The sequence below is a fragment of the Synechococcus sp. W60.3 genome (assembly GCF_047502615.1).
In the GTDB taxonomy this organism is placed as follows: domain Bacteria; phylum Cyanobacteriota; class Cyanobacteriia; order Thermostichales; family Thermostichaceae; genus Thermostichus.
Genome location: NZ_JANSHJ010000008.1, coordinates 19973 through 40571, shown reverse-complemented (window position 1 = coordinate 40571; position 20599 = coordinate 19973). Strand labels below are relative to the sequence as shown.

General features: G+C 58.5%; 19 protein-coding genes. 11 read left to right on the top strand and 8 right to left on the bottom strand.

The window, feature by feature from the left end; genetic code table 11:
• Positions 1-8 precede the first annotated feature (8 nt).
• The 6 genes from NW846_RS04550 (at position 9) to NW846_RS04525 (ending at position 6956) form a co-directional block, all read left to right on the top strand.
• Positions 9-989 (top strand): aspartate carbamoyltransferase catalytic subunit, encoded by a 981-nt coding sequence (locus NW846_RS04550; RefSeq protein ID WP_414515408.1) that lies wholly within the window; start codon positions 9-11, stop codon positions 987-989.
• A 507-nt stretch (positions 990-1496) separates the two neighbouring features.
• Positions 1497-2558 carry a phosphate ABC transporter substrate-binding protein PstS gene (pstS, locus tag NW846_RS04545; protein WP_414515406.1) on the top strand — a complete coding sequence of 354 codons (1062 nt, stop codon included), beginning with the start codon at positions 1497-1499 and terminating at the stop codon, positions 2556-2558.
• A gap of 148 nt (positions 2559-2706) precedes the next feature.
• A complete protein-coding gene (gene pstC, locus NW846_RS04540; protein ID WP_414515404.1) occupies positions 2707-3690 on the top strand; it encodes a phosphate ABC transporter permease subunit PstC in 984 nt (327 codons plus the stop codon).
• 38 nt (positions 3691-3728) lie between these two features.
• Positions 3729-4622 carry a phosphate ABC transporter permease PstA gene (gene pstA, locus NW846_RS04535; protein WP_414515402.1) on the top strand — a complete coding sequence of 298 codons (894 nt, stop codon included), beginning with the start codon at positions 3729-3731 and terminating at the stop codon, positions 4620-4622.
• A gap of 70 nt (positions 4623-4692) precedes the next feature.
• Entirely contained in the window at positions 4693-5490 is a 798-nt protein-coding gene (pstB, locus tag NW846_RS04530) for a phosphate ABC transporter ATP-binding protein PstB (RefSeq protein ID WP_414515400.1), read from the top strand.
• A 98-nt stretch (positions 5491-5588) separates the two neighbouring features.
• Positions 5589-6956: an FAD-binding oxidoreductase gene (locus tag NW846_RS04525; RefSeq protein WP_414348468.1), complete on the top strand. Its 1368-nt coding sequence runs from the start codon at positions 5589-5591 to the stop codon at positions 6954-6956.
• Between the two features lie 22 nt (positions 6957-6978).
• On the opposite strand, the gene NW846_RS04520 is transcribed toward NW846_RS04525, so the two are convergent.
• From NW846_RS04520 to NW846_RS04500, 5 genes are all read right to left on the bottom strand, one after another.
• Entirely contained in the window at positions 6979-7446 is a 468-nt protein-coding gene (locus NW846_RS04520) for a DUF29 domain-containing protein (protein WP_414348465.1), read from the bottom strand.
• 168 nt (positions 7447-7614) lie between these two features.
• Positions 7615-8664, bottom strand: a complete 1050-nt coding sequence (locus NW846_RS04515; RefSeq protein ID WP_414348471.1) for a permease — start codon at positions 8662-8664, stop codon at positions 7615-7617.
• A gap of 78 nt (positions 8665-8742) precedes the next feature.
• A complete protein-coding gene (locus tag NW846_RS04510; protein WP_414515398.1) occupies positions 8743-9879 on the bottom strand; it encodes a citrate synthase in 1137 nt (378 codons plus the stop codon).
• A gap of 193 nt (positions 9880-10072) precedes the next feature.
• Positions 10073-10615 (bottom strand): NYN domain-containing protein, encoded by a 543-nt coding sequence (locus NW846_RS04505; protein WP_011430571.1) that lies wholly within the window; start codon positions 10613-10615, stop codon positions 10073-10075.
• Between the two features lie 73 nt (positions 10616-10688).
• Positions 10689-11635, bottom strand: a protein-coding gene (locus NW846_RS04500) for an IS630-like element ISSoc15 family transposase (protein WP_414515396.1) whose coding sequence is annotated in 2 segments (ribosomal slippage) — positions 10689-11299 and positions 11299-11635 — 948 coding nt in all. Because the reading frame shifts where the segments join, the coding sequence is not laid out codon by codon here.
• A gap of 450 nt (positions 11636-12085) precedes the next feature.
• On the opposite strand from NW846_RS04500, the gene NW846_RS04495 reads away from it, so the two are divergent.
• A complete protein-coding gene (locus tag NW846_RS04495) occupies positions 12086-13888 on the top strand; it encodes an ABC1 kinase family protein (protein WP_414346951.1) in 1803 nt (600 codons plus the stop codon).
• Positions 13889-14135: 247 nt separating this feature from the next.
• On the opposite strand, the gene NW846_RS04490 is transcribed toward NW846_RS04495, so the two are convergent.
• Positions 14136-14519, bottom strand: a complete 384-nt coding sequence (locus NW846_RS04490) for a hypothetical protein (RefSeq protein WP_011430573.1) — start codon at positions 14517-14519, stop codon at positions 14136-14138.
• A gap of 371 nt (positions 14520-14890) precedes the next feature.
• A complete protein-coding gene (locus NW846_RS04485) occupies positions 14891-15430 on the bottom strand; it encodes an ATP synthase F0 subunit B (protein ID WP_228375231.1) in 540 nt (179 codons plus the stop codon).
• Between the two features lie 179 nt (positions 15431-15609).
• Between NW846_RS04485 and NW846_RS04480 the strand changes: the two genes are divergently transcribed.
• The 4 genes from NW846_RS04480 to NW846_RS04465 all read left to right on the top strand — a co-directional run bounded on the left by NW846_RS04480 (position 15610) and on the right by NW846_RS04465 (position 19533).
• Positions 15610-15864: a DUF751 family protein gene (locus NW846_RS04480; protein ID WP_041439081.1), complete on the top strand. Its 255-nt coding sequence runs from the start codon at positions 15610-15612 to the stop codon at positions 15862-15864.
• An 11-nt stretch (positions 15865-15875) separates the two neighbouring features.
• Positions 15876-16046 (top strand): PCP reductase family protein, encoded by a 171-nt coding sequence (locus NW846_RS04475; RefSeq protein WP_011430576.1) that lies wholly within the window; start codon positions 15876-15878, stop codon positions 16044-16046.
• 83 nt (positions 16047-16129) lie between these two features.
• Complete coding sequence (locus NW846_RS04470; RefSeq protein ID WP_414346950.1) at positions 16130-17665, top strand: site-2 protease family protein; 1536 nt, start codon at positions 16130-16132, stop codon at positions 17663-17665.
• Between the two features lie 44 nt (positions 17666-17709).
• Positions 17710-19533, top strand: a complete 1824-nt coding sequence (locus NW846_RS04465; RefSeq protein WP_414346949.1) for an aspartate kinase — start codon at positions 17710-17712, stop codon at positions 19531-19533.
• On the opposite strand, the gene psbA is transcribed toward NW846_RS04465, so the two are convergent.
• The gene (gene psbA / locus NW846_RS04460; protein WP_414346948.1) at positions 19530-20588 is read right to left on the bottom strand and encodes a photosystem II q(b) protein; all 1059 of its coding nucleotides are present in this window, start codon (positions 20586-20588) and stop codon (positions 19530-19532) included. The two genes, NW846_RS04465 and psbA, sit on opposite strands and share 4 nt — an antisense overlap.
• Positions 20589-20599 lie beyond the last annotated feature (11 nt).

Here is a 20599-nt window from a genome sequence, read left to right as displayed (position 1 = left end):
GATCCCCTATGGCTTGGCAGCGGCAGCACGTCTTGGGCTTGGCGGATTTTACTCCCGAAGAATACCAGATGGTTTTGCAGACCAGCGCCAGTTTCCAGGAGGTGTTGACGCGGCGGTTGCCCAAGGTGCCCACCCTGCAGGGGAAGGTGGTGGTGACGCTGTTTTTCGAGCCCTCCACCCGCACCCGCAACAGCTTTGAGCTGGCGGCCAAGCGCCTCTCAGCCGATGTGCTCAATTTTTCCCCCGGCACCTCTTCTCTGAGCAAGGGGGAAACCATCCTGGATACCGTTCGCACCTTCTTGGCCATGGGATCCGATTTGCTCATTGTCCGCCACGCCCAGGCGGGGGTGCCGCAGCAGTTGGCCGCCGAGATCGACCGCCGCGGATCCCCTGTGGGCGTTCTCAATGCCGGGGATGGACTGCACGAACATCCCACCCAAGGTTTGCTGGATTTGTTTACCCTCTGCAGCCATCTGGATCCCCGGCGTCCCCGCCTGGAGTTGCTGCAAGGGATCAAAATTGCCATTGTCGGCGATATTCTCCACTCGCGGGTGGCCCGCTCCGATATCTACGCCCTGGTGGCCGCCGGAGCTGAGGTTCACTTAGCCGGCCCTCCCACCCTATTGCCCAAAGATTTTGCCCAGTTTGTGCCCGGCCATACGCTCCCTGTCCATTGGCAGCTAGAGCCTGCCCTCGAAGGGGCGCGTTTTGTTATCACCCTACGCCTGCAGCAGGAGCGCATGAGCGAGTTCCTTCTCCCCAGCTTGCAGGAGTACCATCACTTCTTCGGCCTCACGCGGCAACGACTGCGCCTGTGCCACCCGGATGTCAAGCTTCTGCACCCCGGCCCGGTCAATCGCGGTGTGGAACTCAGCTCCGAGGTGATGGAGGATCCCGGCTTGAACCTGATTGAGCAGCAGGTCACCCACGGCGTGGCGGTGCGCATGGCCCTGCTGTACCTCATGGGGGGTGGGCGGATCCCAGCTTAGAGCCCAGATCTTTCTCTGCTCGGGGAACATGTAGAGCTGCCCCACGTCTGGAGTGTTGAAGTCCATCTCCTAGCTAGTTCTCTCTGTCAAAAGTCGGAAGAAGCTCTGGCTAGAGCTTTTCCCGCCCTGCTGAAATCATGTCCAAGCTTGCCGAGAAGGGGTAACATTTTTGTATCAAATTTTACACATCTTGGATCTGGATCGAGTTTTTTTGCAGCCGTCTAAGCTTAGCTCTTATTCAAGTTGTGTCCGTTTGGTTGGTTGTCAAATGAGATAGAAGTTCAGCAGCATAAGCCTTTTCGCGGATCCTGGGCTCCAGGATCCTGATTTTGCTGAAATCCAAACTGGCCAAGACCACCAGATGGAAAATCAAGGTTTGGAAACGAGCCAGCACACTCAAAAATATCGATTTTTCTCTTGACTTAACCCAAAGTTAACCTTTAGATATCCTTCCGTTAACTTTGAGGTTATAGGGTTGAAGATGTTGATTCGCCACAGATATTACCTATGCGAGCCCTGCTTTCTGCTTTCTCCCTCACCGCTCTAACAGTAGGATTTCTAACAGCGACCTCGGCTCAAGCCCAAACCGTGCAAATCTCCGGGGCGGGCGCGACCTTTGCGGCTCCTTTGCTGCAACGTTGGTTTGACGCCTACAACCGCACCGTAGACCCCACTGTGCAAGTCAGCTATCAGTCTGTCGGGAGTGGTGCTGGCCTAGAGCAGGTGATCAATGGCACTGTGGACTTCGGCGCTTCCGAGGCGCCTTTCTCCGGTGCTCGCCTGGAAAGCTTCCGAGCTAAATACGGCTATGATCCCCTACAGTTGCCTCTGGCGGGAGGGGCCATCGAGTTTGCCTATAACCTGCCCGGCATTGAAGACGGAGAGCTCATCCTGAAGCGGAAAACCTACTGCGGCATCGTGACCGGCGAGATCACTCGCTGGGACGACATTCGCATCAAGGCCGAGAACCCAGGTATAGCAAACAAGCTGCCACCCCTGGACATCACCTGGGTACACCGCTCTGATGGTTCTGGGACTACCTTTGTGTTCACCAACCACATCAGAACTGTCTGCCCTAATTGGACAGCCGGTGCTGGTACTTCTGTCGAGTGGCCTGTTGGCATTGGAGCTCAAGGGAATGAGGGCGTAGCCGCCACCATCAAGCAGGAGCCAGGGGCAATTGGCTACGTGAACCAGTCCTATGCCAAGCTGGAAAAGATGACCACTGCTCGCCTGGAAAACAAAGCGGGCAACATTGTTGAGTTCTCGACTGAGGCAGCTACCTCGGCGCTGGATGCTCCCATTCCTGATGACTTTGCGCTGTTGGTGCCCGACCCTGAAGGGCCAAATGACTACCCAATCGTGGGCTTGTTCTGGGTGATGCTGTACCGCGAGTATCCCGATCAGCAGAAGCTGACCAAGCTGGTGGAGGCTCTGAAGTGGACCCAGGGGCCAGAGGGTCAAGCCATCACCAAGGAGCTGGACTACATCCCTATGCCTGAGGCGGCTATCCAGCGGATCTTTGCAGAGCTGGATTCCATCACCGTTAACCCCAATGCGGTGCGATGACTGGGTTGCAGCCTGAACTCCACTAGAGTGGAGCTGGTGGCCGGCTGAGGAGGCAGATGAGGCTTTCTCGGTCGGCTGCTGGGCTTACCTTGCACGGTGGGATTTTTAGGAAAGATTTTGAACCGAAGATGATCATGGGAGAGAGGCTATGACTTCAGCGGCTACGGGTTATGGTTCACCACCAAACCCGGATATCGATGTTGACATTGAGAAAAAGGCGAGCCTGTCTCGGGCTGTTGATGTGGGCTTTGTCCGCCTGACGCTGGCCTTGGCAGGGTTTGCCGGCATTATCCTCATCTGGGTGATTCTTCAAACCACCGAAGCGGCTCTGCCGGCGATTCAGCAGTTTGGCTTGGGCTTCCTGGTTACTACCCGCTGGAACCCGGTGGAAAACATCTACGGGGTACTACCACAGATTTATGGCAGTTTGGTAACCTCTCTGGTGGCTTTGATTTTTGCCATCCCTCTGGGCATTGGCACTGCCATTTTTTTGACGGAAGGTTTTGCCCCCAAGTGGGTAACGGCGCCGATTGGCTTTGCCGTTGAGCTGATCGTGGCCATTCCCAGTGTGGTGCTGGGGCTGTGGGGGATCTTTGTGCTGATTCCAGCAGTGCGGCCCATCTTTCGAGCCATTAACCAGACGCTGGGTTGGATCCCTTTCTTGGGTGGCCCGGCTCCGCGGGGGCCCAGCTTGTTGATAGTGGCTATGGTGCTGGGGATCATGATCTCTCCCATCATCATCTCCATTACCCGCAGTACCTTTGAATCTCTACCACGCAGCCTAAAAGAGGGCGCTTTGGCTCTGGGGGCAACCCGCTGGGAGACCCTCTTAACGGTGATGATCCCTGCCGGCCTGTCGGGCATTGTCAGCTCGATCATGCTGGCGCTGGGGCGGGCCCTGGGAGAGACCATGGTAGCGGCCATGCTTTCCGGCAACGCCAACCGCATCAATATCTCCCTAATGCAGCCGGGATCCACCATTACTGGCTTGATTGCCTCTCAGTTTGGCGAGGCAGGACGCTTGCAGGTTTCGGCTCTCATGTATGCCGGCGTGGTGCTGATGGTGCTGACGTTATTGGTCAACATTGTTGCCGAGATCATCATCCGCAAGTTTCAAAACTTGGAGCAGTAACTTGGGAAGCAGAAAGAAGATGAAGGAGCACTGTTATCATGTCCGACTCAGCACAGCTTGCCCCTGAGAAGGTTGACATCGACATTACTCGTGCCGCCATTGCCCCTGTCCGCAATTACACAGGCATTGTCCTAACCCTGCTGAGTGGCCTCTTTGTGGCGGTGATCATAGCTTCCCTATCTTGGGTGCTGTGGGATGTGGGCAAGGAAGGCATCCAGCGGATAAATTGGGATGTCCTCACCCAGACCCGCTACCCTGCCCCTGGCCTGGCGGAAGGGGGCTTTGGTCACGCAATTGTCGGCAGTTTAATGGTGCTGGCTACGGGGGCGGCTTTGAGCTTTCCCTTCGGCATCTTGGCGGCAGTGTACTTGTCTGAATTCGGTCGCGGCACCCGCTTGGCTTATCTGGTTAAGTTTTCCTGCAATGTGCTCACGGGGGTACCGGCCATTCTCTGCGGCCTGTTTGCCTATGCCGTGGTGGTGAGGGGATCCGGCTTTTCGGCTTTCTCGGGAGGGGTGGCTTTTGGCGTGCTGATGCTGCCGATTGTCATCCGCTCCACCGAGGAGGCGTTGCTGCTGGTTTCGCCCGACATGCGCTTGGCTTCCCTTGGCCTGGGCTCAAATCGCTTTCAGACCACAATGCGCGTTGTTTTGCCGGCAGCGGCACCGGCCATCGTAACCGGGCTAATCCTGGCTTTGGCCCGAGCGGCAGGCGAGGCTGCACCTCTGCTCTTTACCGCCTTCAACAACAATTTCTGGTCTACTAATCTCTTTGGCCCGGTGGCTACCTTGCCGGTGATGGTCTACTTTTTCTCCATCATTCCCTACAGGGTGCAGCAGGAGCTGGCTTGGGCGGGCGCTTTGGTTTTGTTAGCCATTGTTTTGGCGGCCAGCTTGACCGCTCGCTTTTTGGTGTACAAGACCAGGAAATAGCCTGAGGATTCTCAACAAAGTCTTGAATCGAACTCTTCGTCGAACTCTAGCTCTTTTTGTGAGTGCTGCCATGCAAACTCAATCTCTTAACCAGACCTCTTACGTTTTCAGGACCGAGAACCTGAATGTCTACTATGGCTCCAATCTGGCGGTAAAAAATGTTACTCTGGACATCCCAGCCCGACAGATTACTGCGTTTATCGGCCCTTCCGGCTGTGGCAAAAGCACGATTCTGCGCTGTTTTAACCGCACCAACGATTTGATCCCTGGTGCTCGTGTAGAGGGCAAGCTCACCTACCACGGCAAGGATCTCTACGCCAAAGAGGTCGATCCGGTGGCGGTGCGGCGGCGTATCGGCATGGTCTTCCAAAAACCCAATCCCTTCCCCAAAAGCATTTACGACAACGTGGCCTACGGCCCGCGGGTGCTGGGGATGAAGGTAGACTTGGACGAGGTGGTGGAAACCTCGCTGAAACGGGCTGCCCTCTGGGATGAAGTCAAAGACAAGTTGAAAGAAAATGGTCAGTCGCTGTCGGGAGGGCAGCAGCAGCGCTTGTGTATTGCCCGCGCTCTGGCGGTACAGCCGGATGTGATTTTGATGGATGAGCCCTGTTCGGCGTTGGATCCCATCTCCACCCGTCGCATCGAGGAGCTGATGAAGGAGTTGGAGCAGGACTACACCATCATCATCGTCACCCACAACATGCAGCAGGCCAGCCGTGTCTCGGATATGACGGCTTTTTTTAGCGTGGAGCTGGTGGGATCCAACCGCGTGGGCGAACTGGTGGAGTTCGACCGGACGGAAGTGATCTTCAACAGCCCCGCCAAAGAGGCGACCCGAGACTACGTGGAAGGCCGCTTCGGCTAAAGCAGGGATCCCTGGGGAGGAATTTTGTTGGATACTGTTCTCGACAAGCCTTTTCGCCGGCCATTTCTTGAATAAGCTGGCATTCGATGGGGATCCCGATGACCGTTGCCGCCTCTGAAAAGCTGCAGGCCTTGCTTTCTCAGCTGGCCGACCTGGAAACTGTTACCGATCCGGCGCAAGTTGCCAAGTTATCGCTGGACTTTTACCACTACAGCCCTGTGCTCAGCCGGCAGTTGAGCGACAAGCGAGGGGACTTGGTGGTGCGCCCGGCGGACGAACAAGAGGTTGTGCGGGTGGCAGCAGCCTGTGCCAAGTGGAGAGTTCCCCTGACGGTGCGCGGCGCCGGCACCGGCAACTACGGCCAGTGCATCCCCCTGGCCGGGGGCGTGATCCTGGACATGAGCAAGCTCAACCAGGTGATCTGGGCCAAGCCGGGTCTGGCGCGGGTACAGGCGGGGGCCAAGCTGATGGCCATCGACAAACAGACCCGCGAGCTGGGCTGGGAGATCCGTATGGCCCCTTCCACCTACCGTACGGCCACTATTGGGGGGTTCATTGCCGGGGGCAGCGGCGGCATTGGCTCTGTGACCTACGGCCAATTGCTGGATCGGGGCAACATCTTGGGGCTGCGGGTGATCACAGTCGAAGAGGAGCCGCGGGCCCTGGAGCTGCGGGGAGACGACGTGTTTAAAGTCAGCCATGCCTGGGGCCTCAACGGGATCATCACAGAAGTAGAGATCCCGCTGGCGCCGGCCTACCCATGGGCAGAGCTGGTGGTGGCCTTTCCCCCTGAGGTGGGGTTTATGCCCTGCGCCCACTTTGGGCAGGCCCTGGCCGAGGCAGATGGGATCCTCAAGAAACTCATCAGCCTGCACGCCTGGCCGATCCCTCGTTACTTCGTCCCCCTGCAGGACTACTTGCCCCAGGGATCCGCCGTGGCCCTGGTGATGGTGGCCGAGCCCAGCCTGGAGCCGTTGCTGGAGCTAATTCGGGAACATGGCGGCCAGGTGGTCTACAACAAAACGGCGCAGGAGGCGGCCAAGGGGATCTCGCTGGGGGAATTTTCCTGGAACCACACCACCCTGCACTGCCGCAGCGTGGATCCCAATTTGACCTATCTACAATCGATTTTCCCGCCCGACCGGGAGCTGAAGTTGGTGCAGCACCTGTACGAGCACTTTGGCGACGAAGTGCTGATGCACCTGGAATGGATTCGCATACGCGGCCAGGTTGCCCCGGTCGGCCTGCAAATTGTGCGCTTTACCACTGAAGAACGCCTCAACGAGATCATGCGCTATCACGAGGCGCAGGGAGTCTTCATCGCCAACCCTCACACCTACATCATCGAAGAGGGGGGTCGCAAGGTGATGGATCCGCGCCAGATCCGATTCAAGGAAGAAGTGGATCCCTACGGGTTGCTTAACCCCGGCAAGATGCGCAGTTGGCAAGGGCGGGCTTCTGCTTGACAGTGCCGAGAGGTCTCTATCCTTAGGCGATCTCTGAGTTTCCTCTTCCAAAAGGAGAGGGGCTTGGCAGCCAATCTTCTGCCAAGGCCAGCTCCAAAGCATAGGGACAAGTCTCCGGAAAGGCCGAGATATCCATACCGGTTTGCTGAGCTGCATGGCAGCGTGCCCGTTGATAGCTCTTTTCCAGTTGCTCGGCCAGATATCCTCTTAAGCTGGGGCTATCTTCGAGGGCCAATTCAATTTGGGTTCGCGCATCTGTGATGGAATCCAACCAGCTATCTGAGCGGCGCTGAGGTTGATATTGCCACTTGAGCAAATGCAGGAGAAGGCGAGTTAATTGGCTGGTCATCCCTCGCCGTTCGCTCTTACCCAAATCCTCAACCTCTTCAATTAAATGGATTAGATCAATTTCTTGCCAACGTCCCTCCCGCAAGAGCTGGGTTGTTTGGGCAATCCACAAGTTAAAATCTGCAAAGTATAGGTTGCTCACGGTTCTATCCTGCCGCCTGTATGTAGTCGTTTCAGCTCCAGCCGGGACAATGCCCTCCTGCCCAACTTCTCAATCTCAGAGATCCTGGCACTCTGAATATCTCAGCCTAATCGCCGCTGACCCTGCAGTTAAGCTATCGTTCGCTGCGGGGACTACCTATCCAAGATTTTAACTACAGTAGTAATTGATGGCCAAAGCCCCTACTAAAGTGAACTGAAAAGTCAGGAGCACCAAGTAGAAAATGGCGCGGGGCCTGAACAAAGTCAGCATCAAGCCAATGGCCTTCAGGTCCACCATCGGCCCAAACACCATAAAGGCCAACAGGGATCCCGGCGTGAAGGTGGCGGCAAAGGAGAGGGCGAAAAAGGCATCCACCGTCGAGCAGATGGAGATGATCCCGGCCAGGGCCATCATGATCAGGATTGAGAGCAATGCATCTTGGCCATAATCCAGCACAAACGAACGCGGGATCACCGTTTGAATCAGGGCCGCCATCGCCGAGCCCAAGATGAGCACGGATCCCAGCTCGCGAATCTCTCTAGCCCAGGTTTGCAGCAGCAGCAATCCCTTTTGCCGCCAAGAGAGAGCAGGGGCAGCGGCCAGCGCCGCCCGATACACCTCTTCAGCCCTCTGCAGAGTGGCCAGGGATCCGCCAGAGGGAGCAGGGCCTCGCGAGCCAATCCAGAAGGTGCCCCCCTGCAACAACGGCGAGCGGGAGGTGCTTTTCAGAGCTGCCTCTTGGCAGCGGTTGCGCTGCAGCTCTCGCCAAACCGCCGGTTGCAACAAAGGCTCCAGATCTTTTTGCACGCTGAAGAGCAAGCCGATGGCCACCGCAATGCCAAAAGAAAAAAGAACCCGGTAGGCCACCAGCTCCGGCATGTTGCGAAAGGCAATCCACGTGGAAAAGATCACCACCGGGTTAAACACCGGCGCTGCCAACAAAAAAGCCACCGCCACATGGGGTGGGATCCCCTTGATCACCAGTTGCCGGGCCACCGGCAGGTTGCCGCACTCGCACACCGGAAAAAAGAACCCCAAAGCACCGCCAGCCACCGCGCTGCCGATTTTGCCTTTGGGCAGGAAGCGGGCCAACTGGGATCCCTCTACAAACACCGCCATCAGCCCCGAAAGGAACACCCCCAAGAGCAAAAAGGGCATGGCCTGCACCACGATGCTCAAAAAGAGGGTGAACCCATCGCGCCAGAGAGGAGAATCCAAAAGGCTCAACGCACCACCTCACACCAATTTGGGCTCTATTGAGTTGGGATCCCGGCCCAGCGCCCTGTCAAACCGCCCTCAACTCCGCTCTTCTATAGGGATGTAGCGTTGCTGGCGTTCGCCTGTGTACACCTGGGTGGGGCGGAACAGGCGATTGTCCGACAACTGCTCCCGCCAATGGGCCAGCCAACCCGCCGCCCGGGCAATGGCAAATACCGGCGTAAACAAATCTTCCGGGATCCCCAGCTTGGCGTAGACCAACCCTGAGTAGAAGTCCACATTCGGGTAGATCCCCTTCGGCCCCAGCAACTCCTCACACACCCGCTCCACCTCCAGGGCAATGTCGTAGTACTTGTCGTGGCCGTAGCGCTCAAACAGCTCCTCAGCCAGCCGCTGCAGGATGGTGGCCCGCGGATCCTTCACCTTATAAACCCGGTGACCCATGCCCATGATGCGCTCTTTTTTGGCCAGCTTCTCTTCGATAAACGAGCGCACATTTTCCACCGAGCCGATTTGTCGCAACAGCCTCATCACCTGTTGGTTGGCCCCGCCGTGCAACAGCCCCGAAAGGGTACCCACCGCCGTGGCCAGGCTGCTATAGGGGCTGGCCAGGGTAGAGGCGCTCACCAGCAGGGCAAAAGTAGAGGCATTGACTGTGTGTTCGGCGTGCAAGATCAGGCAGGTATCGAAGATGTGGGCCAGCCAGGGATCCGGCTTCTTGCCGGAGAGCATGTAGAGGAAATTGGCGGCATGATCCAGGCTGTCGTCGGGGGGGATGGGATCGTTGCCCTGGCGCATCTGGTGAAACATCGCCACCATCGTCGGCAGCTTGGCGAGCAGACGGGTAACCGTGCCGAACACGTAGTCGGGATCCGCCTCTCGCACCGGATAGAACATCCCCAGACTGGCAACACAGGTTTGCAGGGCATCCATGGGGTGGCCCGACTCGGGAAACGACTTGATCATGTCGCGGATGCGGTATTTCACCCGCCGATGGCTGCGGACGGCCTGATCGAAGTTGTCCAGCTCGGCTTGCGTCGGCAGCTTGCCGAAGATCAGCAGATAGGCCGTCTCCAGAAAGGTGCTCTGGGCCGTCAGTTCCTCGATGGGAATGCCCCGATACTCCAGGATCCCTGCCTGGCCATCGACAAAACTAATGTTAGAGCGCGTGGCCGGAACGCCTTCTAGCCCCGGCCTGTATTCGCCATCCGCCATAGTCGGATCCCTGAAATGAGCCCCCCAAGGAGAGAACAGGGGCGTCACTACATTCGCTACATTAAAGCAGATCTGGATCTCTGAAGCCAGATCCCGCCTTTGCCTACCCTGAGAAGGGCTTTGGCAACCCATATCAGCCAGGGTGAGAAAGACCCTGCTCCGGTATCAGGTTTGCCTCGGAGCACCTCGCCAGTTAATGTACGGGATCCCGACCGGAGAGTCGCCAGCGGTTGAGGCGAGAGAAGGTCTCCGGGTTCAAATAGAAATCAATGCCCCGCCTGCTCGGCAGCCGCTTGGGCTGGATGCGCCGGATCTGCTCTTGAGCCTGCTGCACTTCTGCCCACAGTTGTTCTGCCGAGAGCCATTCTGCGTTGTAGCCGCCGATCACCCACTGCTGGACGCGATCTGAGGTGGCCACCCGTACCCGATAAGCCTTTGCCTGCAACTGAGCACAGAGCCGTTCGATGCAGGCGTCGGCAGTTTCCCCGTAAGCAGTGTAGAAAATCTCGATGCCGGAGGGAGAACGCTCCTGTCGGGCAGGAGTGGGCTGGGTATAGGCGTCGTACACCACAGTCGCCCGGTAGCCGCGGAAAGCCACGTAGCTGGCCAAAGATTCCACCAAGCGCAGACGCGCCAAGTCCAGCAGGGAGCGACGTGCCAACTTCTTTAGGGTGGGCCAAGCTCCGATGATGTTGTAGCCGTCAACCAATAAAACTGTGGGGGAGGAAGCTGTCATGCATAGTGGTGGATCCCTTGCCCAGGATCGCACCAATTTGTATCAGTTTGCACCCTTACAGCTTGTTAAGGGCTCAAGGGGTACAATAGCAGCACTTAGCAAACCAACTTCGGAAGGAGGATGGATTGATCAGTAGTAAAGAAGTCTTCACTATCTGCTCCATGCTATATTTCCCAATTCTGCAAAGCTGCCGAATAAAATGCTTCAACACCGACCACATCATCTCAATGGGATTCAACTCCGGCGCATACACAGGCAGGTATAGGATTCGTGCTCCTGTCCCCCTAATCAATTCCTCAACTTCCCGACTCTTGTGGATATTCAAATTGTCCATAATCACAACCTTCCTCGCATCTAGCTTCGGACATAACTCGCTTCTCAAAAACTCCAAAAAGTCCTCTTTCTTCATCCCACCCTTGATGACACGACAGCCAACTACACCTCTCAAGGAAATAGCTCCAATAACCGTATACTTTTCCCCCTTGTATCTTTGACGGTAATGATAAGCCCGTTGACCACGTAAACTCCGAGATACTCCCCGCTCCATTCCCTCCCAGACCCCTGTCTGGTCGAGGGCAATCAAATCCTCTGCTGGAATATTCCTGACTTCTTGACTATAAGCTAGTCGTTCCCTTTGCACCTCCTCTTCTTTGACTTTTGCACTGCGGTAGGTCTTTTTTTTAGAGTCATTCCTTGCTTTTTCAAGAAATTATGTATTGTGACGATGCTTACATTGATTCCTAAGCGCTCGCGCAACAGTTCTTGATACTGCCACAGGTAGAAGTCTGGGTGTTCTGTAATAATTGCCATCACTTCCTGCCGATGTTGTTCCAAAATGCCCACTCGCTTGGTGCCTGCTTTCTTAGGGGCTAAATCTTGAGTTTGTTGGTACTGTCGCACCCAGCGGTGTACTGTTCTTTTGGTCACCATGAAGCGTTTAGCTACCTGGCGGATGGAGGTGTTACCTGCCTGGTAGGCTGCTACAACTCTTTGCCGCAAATCCAAAGAATGAGTCGGCATTCCTTTCTCTCCTTCCTCTTGAATACCTGTACCCTATTTTAAATTAAAAGGCTGTATCCTAATCCTTATCAAAGAGCGCCGTAAAGACCCTTTTGAGGCTGGCCCACTCACAGTCTTGGGCTTGCAAGTGAACCAGGAGAGGAAGACTGCCTCAAAGACGCCCCCCAGGGGTTGCAAGTCCTCAAGGAAAGCAGTCGTAAGGGGTCTGCCTCAGGCCCAAAGCTTTTTTCTACGCGACTTCCCTTGAGCGGTTGGGTGTTACTTTTCGCCTGAGTTCGCCCGCAGGTTTGTCGAGAAGACTATTTTTACCGCACCCGAGCTAGCAAGTTAAGATGTGTTACGAGATCCGTCGGGACTTCTATGGGCGCAATACCGTCAACAGCAGCAGTAACCAAACCAGTGGCAACCCAGCCTCGACCGGCTTCGGCAGCGGCGGGGGCTGAGGTTACCCTGTCGCAGCCAGCCCTGCGCTACGATCCGGAGCAATTGGCCGAGCAATACCGGGGGCGCTGGGATCTGGTGCTGGGGCGTCTATTCCAGTTGATCACCCCCTTTTTGGGTCTGTTGGCCTGGGTGTTTTGGGATCGCTGGCGAGGGGTGGAGCTGAAAAATCGGCCCAAGCACGCGGCGCGGCTGCGGGAGATCCTCACGGAATTGGGGCCGACAGCTATCAAAATTGGCCAGGCTCTCTCCACCCGTCCTGACCTGGTCTCGCCTCTTTTTTTAGAAGAACTGGCCAAGCTTCAGGATGAGCTGCCCCCCTTCGACAATGCCACCGCCTTTGCCCTTATCCAGTCGGAGATCGGCCAATCGGTAGAGCAGATCTTTCGCGAGATCGGCCCGGAACCGGTTGCCGCTGCCAGCCTGGGGCAGGTTTACCAGGCCTATCTGCACACAGGGGAGAAAGTCGCCGTCAAGGTGCAGCGGCCCGATTTGATCGGGCGCATCTCCCTGGACATGTACATCATCCGCAGCCTGGCCGCCTGGGCCAAGCGCACCTTCCGCCGCATCCGCAGCGACTTGGTGGGCATTGTGGATGAGTTTGCCGGGCGGCTTTACGAGGAGATGGACTACACCCAAGAGGGCCGCAACGCTGAGCGCTTCCTGGAGCTGTACCGCCACCCCTCCATCTACGCCCCGAAAATCTATTGGCAGTACACCCGCACCAAGGTGCTGACGATGGAGTGGATCGACGGCATCAAGCTGACCCAACTCGACAAAATTGCCGCTGCAGGGCTAGATGGACGGCACCTGATCGAGATTGGGGTTAACTGCTCCCTTAAGCAGCTTTTGGAGCATGGCTTTTTCCATGCTGACCCCCATCCGGGCAACCTCTTGGCCATGCACGACGGGCGGCTGGCCTACATCGACTTTGGCATGATGAGCACCATCCAGCCCCACCAGCGCTACGGCCTGATCAAGGCCATCGTCCACTTGGTGAACCGGGATTTTGTTGCCTTGGCGCAGGACTACGTGGATCTGGAGTTCCTGGATCCCGATACGGATCTCACCCCCATCATTCCCGCTTTGGAAGCTGTCTTTGCCGAGGCCCTGGGCAGCTCCGTGGCCGAGCTGAACTTCAAAAGCATCACGGATAAGCTCTCGGGGGTGATGTACGATTTTCCCTTCCGCGTGCCTGCCTACTACGCCCTGATCATCCGCTCTTTGCTCACCCTGGAGGGGATCGCCATCAGTTTGGATCCCAATTTCAAGGTGTTGAGCGTGGCCTATCCCTATGTGGCCCAGCGGCTGCTCACCGACCCGGCTCCAGAGCTACGCGCCGCCCTGCGGGAGCTGCTGTTTAACCAGGGGCAATTCCGCTGGAACCGCCTGGAGAACCTGCTGCGCAACGCCGCCAACAGCGAAGACTTTGACCTGCAGGGATCCCTGGAAAAGGCCGTCGATTTTATCTTTTCCGAGCGGGGGGCTTTCTTGCGGGAGCGGCTGGTGGATGTGCTGTTCTCCAGCTCGGGGAACGGCACCTCAGACGGCTTGGCTCATTTGCAACGTCTGTGGGAACTCCTCAGCCGCAACCCGACCTTTCAGCCGCTGCAGCTTCTGCCCATCGTCGCCAAGATAGCCACCAAGCCGGAAGCCCAGCAACTGGGCCGGCAATTGGCCTCCCGCTGGTTGCAACGCTCGGCAGCCCGGCTTATCCGCGACCTATTGTTGTCGGAGGATGAGAAAAAGCCCGTAAACGGGCACAACGGGAGCCCTGGGCCGATGAAAGCTGCAAAACCTGCTGCTGCCTGACCTTCCCCTTGCGCTGAACAGACCAGAACCTTTCTGCTCTGCGGGGCAACAAGACCAGCCTCCGGGAAAAAGCTTTGGGTTGCCCCGCGAGTGTCGGCCACTAACTAAACTAAGAAGAGCAAGCCGGGAAAATCCCAACGACATCCTTATGTTGAGAGAAGCAGGCAGAAGGAACTTTCCCGGCTGAACCCAATGGCGCAGTCTCTTCAGCGTAGTTCAGGTCTGCCCCGACGAGAGTCTACCTCTCCTAGCTGGCGCTCTCGTCTTTGGGGCTGACGGCATTGAGGGCTAGCGTCATCCACTCAGAAAATTCATCGCGGCGGAAAACCTGGGGGCAGGAGCGCGGGCCAAAACGCAGCAGGCTGGGCATGCCGTACTCCTTGAGGCGGTTCTGCAGCCAGGTGCCAACGCCGGTTTTGCCGTCGTTGGGCATTTCGGTTTGGAAGTCGCTGTACATCAGCAACAACTGGCTGCGAGATTGGAGCACAGCATTCTCTTGGATCAACTTCGGCAGGGAGAGGCTGGCGGCTGGATTGGCCCCTTTGATCCCTTTGGCCGATTCACGGCGACGGCTGCGGGAACGGGAGTTGGCATTTTCGCGGTTCTTACGGGCTTTCGGTTCAATGGTCATAGAATCTCCTAGACGACTGAGTGGTTCCCCAAAAGGGGTAAAAGCCGGAACTCGCAGGCTGAGGACAGAGCCCGCCGCGGAAGGTAGCTCGATGAGTCCAATGTTGGGGCAATCGCTGAGAAGAGGAACACACGCTCTCAGTTAAGCGAAGGGAGAACTGCGCCAGCTTGCCACAAAAGCTCGAGGTTCCTTGCCTGCAGCAGCAATCTACAGCGCGTCGAGTTCCTGGCCGCCCATCCGAGACTTGTCTTCGTCTTTCCTGGCGGAGGTTAGTTTGGTTACCACAGATCCGCAGGGTAAAGAAGCCCGGATGCTACCTTTTATATTGGCCTAAAACTGAACCGATGAACACTCTCTGGTCGAGCACAAATTTAGGTCTGAAGGTTTTGTCGCCCGTTGCGGATCACCCGCAGAGACTCCAACAGCCGCAGCTCTAGGTCTTGCAAAACCTGATCCACGTAATGATGGGCCTCCCGTTGTAGGCGCTCCGACTCCTGCAGCGTCTGTCGCCGCACCTCCTCGCTCTGTTGGTAGGTTTGTCGCAGCAACTGTTCTGCCTGCGCTTGAGCCTGGCGTAGGATGGTCGATTCACTGACGAGCTGCTCGGCGCGGCGCTGGGCCACGGCCACGATCTCCTGGGCGTAACGATGGGCCTCGGCCAAAATCTGATCCCGCTGGCGCAGCACCTCCTCGGCTTCCTCCAAGGCTGTGGGCAGGTTGAGGCGGATGAAGTCCAACTGCTCCAGGATCTTCTCTTCGTCGATAAGGGTGCGAGACCAGAACAGACGAGGACTGCTGAGAATGGCTGCCTCCAGTTGATCCAAAGCCTCCTGGACGCGCATCAGCGCCAGGGTCTGTTCCCCAAGCAGGTCACCGGCGCGATTGAGGGCATCGGGGGGCAATTCTCGCATCAGGCCAGAGAGTGGGTGGCTGGGCTGAGCTAAGCAGGCAGGATAACGCCTACCATATCAGGTTCTCGCGGTTCTGAGCCTGGGCGGCTTCCCCCTGGTTCCTATCCCTCTTCAGCCGGGGGGACAGAAACCGGTCTCTGTGGCAAACTGAGGGGAAGTTGTTGGATTGCGATCTGCCCATGCCACAGCCGCAGCCTCCTCGTCGACTGGAAGATCAATTTGTGGAGAATGTCTCCCGCTACCCTACCTACTTCATTACCGTCTTGCTGGGGGGGATCTGGGCTGGCTTACAGCCTTTTGTTAACCTGTACCGCAAAAGTCCGACCTCGGCAGCCCTGGTTGTGCTGGGATCCCTGCTGTTGCTGCTGTTTGTCTATTTCACCCTGCGAGGCATGACAGGGCACACTCTCCTGCCGGCGTGGATGTTGCGTTGAGGGCAGGGGGGATGGACGAAGCGATAGAGTGGACGCCAGAAGCAGAGGCGCGCCTTAAAGAAATCCCCTTCTTTGTGCGTCCGGCTGCCCGTAAGAAGATTGAACAGTTTGCCCGCGAAGCCGGGATCCAGAAGATCACAGTGGCAGTTTACGAGCAGGCCAAGCAAAAGTTTGGCTCTTGAGGGATCCCCCCTGCTGGCCATAGCAGGGAGATTGGGTTTGCCGCTAGCTTGGTAGAGGTGTTCTCATCTGTTTTTTGCAACTCATGGCAGATTGGATCCTGTTGGCACTGGTGGGTTCTGCAACCTACCTGCTGCTGCAAAAAAGTGTGGCCCGCCTCTCCAAGGTGCCCTGGCGGATCCTGTGGCTGGTGATGATGATGCCCCCTTTGATCTGGGTGCTGGGGCGTCAGGTATTTCAGTACGAAATGCCCCCCCTGCTCATGTTGGGGCTGTTTCTGGCTTCCTATTTTACCAGCATGACTTTGGTACGCCGGGGGCGCCTCCGACCTCCAACGGCAGGCTCTCAACCGGGGGCGGAAAACACCTCGCCGGTTGCGGGATCGGATCGCGAGTCTTTGCTTGAAGCAGAGGAAGAAAAGGAGGACAGTGCTGCAGATCTGGCCTCGGCGGCTCTTGTCCACACCCCCATCTCGGAGGTGCCGCGAGAAAAGCTCAACCACTGCTTCCCCTGGAATGTTTTTTATTTGCAAAGCGTGGAGTACCGTCCCCAGGCCATCATCTGCCGCGGCAATTTGCGGGCGGATCCCACGGAAGCCTATGAGCGGGTGCAGCGCAATGTAGAAGACACTTTTGGCAAACGCTTCTTGGTGGTGCTGCAGGAGGGGTTTGCCGGCAAGCCTTTTTTTGCCTTGGTGCCCAACCCGGCGGCACGGCGCTCCCTAACCCGTCAGCAGGAGTGGCCTCTGCTGGCGCTGGGGCTGCTGCTGTTTACCTTTTGGACGACTCTCACTGCCGGGGCCCAGGCGGCTGGGGTCGGCCCTGACCGGCTGCTGCATCTCCCGTCTCTGCTGAAGGGGTTGCCCTACGCAGTTGGGATCCTGGCCATTCTGGGATCCCATGAGGGGATCCGCTACTGGGTGGCCCGCCGCCACGGCATCAAAACCTCGCTGCCCTATTTCATCCCGGTGCCCTTTGTGTTGGGAACTTTCGGGGCTTTCATCGAGCTGAAAGAGCCGGTGCCCAACCGCAAGGTGTTGTTTGATATTGCCATTGCCGGGCCGCTGGCGGGCAGCCTGGTTGCTTTGGCGATGTTGCTGCTGGGGCTGTCCTTTTCGGCGCCTGGGGATCCGCCGGCGGTGCCGGAGGGGCAGCCGACCCCAATTAGCTTCCATCGCATCGACCCACGCCTCTCGGTGCTGCTGGCGATCTTGGCGCGTATGGTGCTGGGGGATCAGTTGCAGCCGGGCCAGGTGATCGATCTGCACCCGCTGGCCTTTGCCGGCTGGCTGGGCCTGGTGGTGATCGCGTTTAACCTGGTGCCGGTGGGCCAACTGGATGGGGGCCACATTGTCCACGCCATCTATGGCCAGCAGATGGGGGCCAATGTGGGGCGAGTGACTCGCTGGCTGGTGCTGCTGCTGGCTTTGACGGTGCAGCCCTGGCTGTTATTGTGGGCGCTGCTTTTGTTGGTGATCACCAGTGCCGACGAGCCAGCCCTCAACGATGTCGCCGAGCTGGATGAGGGCCGGGAGCTGCTGGGGCTGGGGATGCTGACGCTGCTGGTGCTGATCCTGCTGCCGGTGCCGCCCTTTTTGCAAAGCTGGCTTGGCCTGGCCTAGTTCGGGATAGGATCCAAACCACGTCAACCAGCTCAGCCCTGGCTATGCAAGCGGGTTTAATTGTCCAAAAGTACGGCGGCACCTCCGTCGGCTCCATCGAGCGCATCCAGGCCGTAGCCCAGCGGGTAGCCCACACGGTGGAGCAGGGGAAGCGGGTGGTGGTGGTGGTCTCGGCAATGGGAGAAGAAACGGATCGCCTGGTGGAACTGGGGGAACAGATCCTCCAGGGATCCCCGACCACGCCGGCCCAGTGGCGGGAGTGGGACATGCTCCTGTCTACGGGTGAGCAGGTCAGCATTGCCCTGCTGGCGTTGGCGCTGCAGCGCTTGGGCTACCCTGCCCTCTCCTTGACGGCGGCCCAGGTGGGCATCGTCACCACCCGGGATCACGGGCGGGCCCGCATTCTGCACATCCACACCGACCGCCTTTGGCAACACCTAGAGCGGGGAGAGGTGGTGGTGGTGGCCGGGTTTCAGGGCATCACCAGCCCGGCGGAGCTGGAGATCACCACCCTGGGGCGGGGGGGATCGGACACCACAGCGGTGGCCTTGGCGGTGGCTTTGGGGGCAGAGCTGTGTGAGATCTACACCGATGTGCCGGGGATCTTTACCACCGACCCGCGCAAGGTACCCGAGGCCAGGCTGTTGCCGGAGATTACCGCCGACGAGATGCTGGAGCTGGCCAGCCTGGGGGCGCAGGTGCTCCACCCCCGCTCGGTGGAGATTGCCCGCAACTACGGCGTCAAGCTGCGGGTGCGCTCCAGCCTGGAACCGTTGCAGGCGGGATCCGAGGGCACCCTCATTCTTGCTCCCCCTCCCCGTCCTCGCCCCGCCGACAGCAGCATTGAGCTGGGCCAGGCAGTGGATACGGTGGAGCTGGATCGGGATCAGGCCAAGTTGGTGCTGGTGGGAGTGCCGGATCGCCCGGGCATTGCCGCGCAACTGTTCCAGGAAATTGCGGCAGCCGGGATCAATGTCGATTTAATCCTGCAGTCGCTCCACCTCAGTGCAGCCGAGGGATCCCCTATCAACGACATTGCTTTTACCGTCAGCCGGGCGCAGGCGGCCCAGGCGGCAGCCGTGGCGCGGCAGGTGGGCCAGGAGCTGGGGTGTAGGGAAGTCATCGTCGATGAGGCGGTGGCCAAAGTCAGCATTGCCGGGGTGGGGATGATGGGCCGCCCGGGCATTGCCGCCCAGATGTTCCAGGTGCTGGCAGAAGCTGGGATCAATCTCCAAATGATCTCCATGTCGGAGATCAAGGTGAGCTGTGTGGTGGCTGACGAGCGGGCCGGGGAGGCCGCCCTGGCGCTGGGGGAAGCGTTCCAGGTGATCCCCCATTTGCATCGGGTCAAGGCAGCCCCTTGCGGGGATCCCCGCCCAAGCGACCACCCGGTGCGCGGCGTTGCCCTGGATTTGAAGCAGTCGCGGCTGGGCCTGCGCAAGGTGCCGGATCGCCCGGGGACGGCTGCCCATCTGTTTGGACGCCTGGCCGCTGCCGGTATCATCGTCGACACCATCATCCAAAGCCAGCGGGGCTACCACAACGGGATCCCCAGCACCGACATCGCCTTTACGGTGCCTCAGGATCAGGCCAGGGCGGCTGAGGCCGTGTGCCGGCAGGTGGCCGAGGAGCTGCAGGCGGCGGGGGTCGAGACCGACCACGACATTGCCAAAGTCAGCATCGTCGGTGCCGGGATGGAAACATATCCCGGCGTGGCTGCCCGTTTGTTCAAGGCTCTGGCCGACGCCGGGATCAACATTGAGATGATCGGCACCTCAGAGATTAAGGTGAGCTGCGTGGTGCGGCGGGAGCAGGGGGTGCGTGCCCTCCAGGCCGCCCACCGTGCCTTCGGGCTGGATCGACCCTAGTCCACCTTGGCCGCTAGCAAGAGAGGAAAGTGGTGGGCGTTGGGGGCGTGCATGGCCTGGATCCCCAGATTGGCGCGGTTGATCAAATCGGCGTAGGTGGGGATGAACCGGCCCTGGCTGTCCAGGAGGGACTGGTTAAAGTTAAAGCCGTTGAGGTTAAAGGCCATCATCCCAATGCCGATGGCTGCCGCCCAAATCCCTACGGTGGGCAGAGCCGCCATCCAGAAGTGGACGGAACGGCTGTTGCGCCAGCCAAGGCCGGGGATCCCCAGCCGCCCCAAGAAGGCGTAGTGGCCGGCCAGGAAGTTGTAGGTAACTTCTTCTTGGCCAAAGCGGTAGCCAGCATTGGCCGACTCCTCCTCCGAGGTCTCCCGGATCAGGCTGGAGATCACCAGCGAGCCGTGCAGAGACGCCAGCAGGGCGCCGCCAAACACCCCCGCCACCCCCAGCCAACTGGTGGGGTGCATCAAGATGTTGTGTTCCGCCTGGAAGGCCAGCATGAAGTGGAAGGTGCCGGCAATGCCCAGCGGCAGCCCCTCCGAAAAGCTGCCCTGGCCGATGGGATAGACCAAGAGCACCGCCGTCGCAGCCGCCGCTGGGGCGGAGAAAGCCACCGCAATCCAGGGGCGCATGCCCAGCCGGTAGCTCAGCTCCCACTGCCGGCCCAAATAGCACCAGATGCCGATTAAAAAGTGGAGCACGATGAGCTGGTAGGGGCCGCCGTTGTAGAGCCACTCCTCCAAAGAGGCAGCTTCCCAGATGGGGTAAAAGTGCAGGCCAATGGCGGCTGAGGTGGGCACCACCGCCGCAGAAATGAGGTTATTGCCCCCCAACAAAGAGCCGATCACCGGCTCGCGGATCCCGTCCACATCCACCGGCGGAGCGGCAATAAAAGCGATAACAAAACAGAAGACCGCCGCCAACAACGTCGGGATCATCAATACGCCAAACCAGCCGATATACAGCCGATTTTCGGTGCTGGTGATCCATTGACAAAAACTTTCCCAACTCCAGAGCCGCCGCGCGGCCGCGGAGCGACGAATGACCGTACTCATAGGCCAACTCC

Excerpts from the sequence above, each read along its gene's own strand:
- pstB (WP_414515400.1), top strand. The coding sequence starts at position 4,693 with ATGCAAACTCAATCTCTTAACCAGACCTCTTACGTTTTCAGGACCGAG.
- NW846_RS04490 (WP_011430573.1), bottom strand. The coding sequence starts at position 14,519 with ATGACCATTGAACCGAAAGCCCGTAAGAACCGCGAAAATGCCAACTCC.
- NW846_RS04505 (WP_011430571.1), bottom strand. The coding sequence starts at position 10,615 with ATGACAGCTTCCTCCCCCACAGTTTTATTGGTTGACGGCTACAACATC.
- NW846_RS04525 (WP_414348468.1), top strand. The coding sequence starts at position 5,589 with ATGACCGTTGCCGCCTCTGAAAAGCTGCAGGCCTTGCTTTCTCAGCTG.
- NW846_RS04465 (WP_414346949.1), top strand. The coding sequence starts at position 17,710 with ATGCAAGCGGGTTTAATTGTCCAAAAGTACGGCGGCACCTCCGTCGGC.
- NW846_RS04485 (WP_228375231.1), bottom strand. The coding sequence starts at position 15,430 with ATGCGAGAATTGCCCCCCGATGCCCTCAATCGCGCCGGTGACCTGCTT.
- psbA (WP_414346948.1), bottom strand. The coding sequence starts at position 20,588 with ATGAGTACGGTCATTCGTCGCTCCGCGGCCGCGCGGCGGCTCTGGAGT.
- NW846_RS04510 (WP_414515398.1), bottom strand. The coding sequence starts at position 9,879 with ATGGCGGATGGCGAATACAGGCCGGGGCTAGAAGGCGTTCCGGCCACG.
- pstS (WP_414515406.1), top strand. The coding sequence starts at position 1,497 with ATGCGAGCCCTGCTTTCTGCTTTCTCCCTCACCGCTCTAACAGTAGGA.
- pstC (WP_414515404.1), top strand. The coding sequence starts at position 2,707 with ATGACTTCAGCGGCTACGGGTTATGGTTCACCACCAAACCCGGATATC.
- pstA (WP_414515402.1), top strand. The coding sequence starts at position 3,729 with ATGTCCGACTCAGCACAGCTTGCCCCTGAGAAGGTTGACATCGACATT.
- NW846_RS04475 (WP_011430576.1), top strand. The coding sequence starts at position 15,876 with ATGGACGAAGCGATAGAGTGGACGCCAGAAGCAGAGGCGCGCCTTAAA.
- NW846_RS04550 (WP_414515408.1), top strand. The coding sequence starts at position 9 with ATGGCTTGGCAGCGGCAGCACGTCTTGGGCTTGGCGGATTTTACTCCC.
- NW846_RS04480 (WP_041439081.1), top strand. The coding sequence starts at position 15,610 with ATGCCACAGCCGCAGCCTCCTCGTCGACTGGAAGATCAATTTGTGGAG.
- NW846_RS04470 (WP_414346950.1), top strand. The coding sequence starts at position 16,130 with ATGGCAGATTGGATCCTGTTGGCACTGGTGGGTTCTGCAACCTACCTG.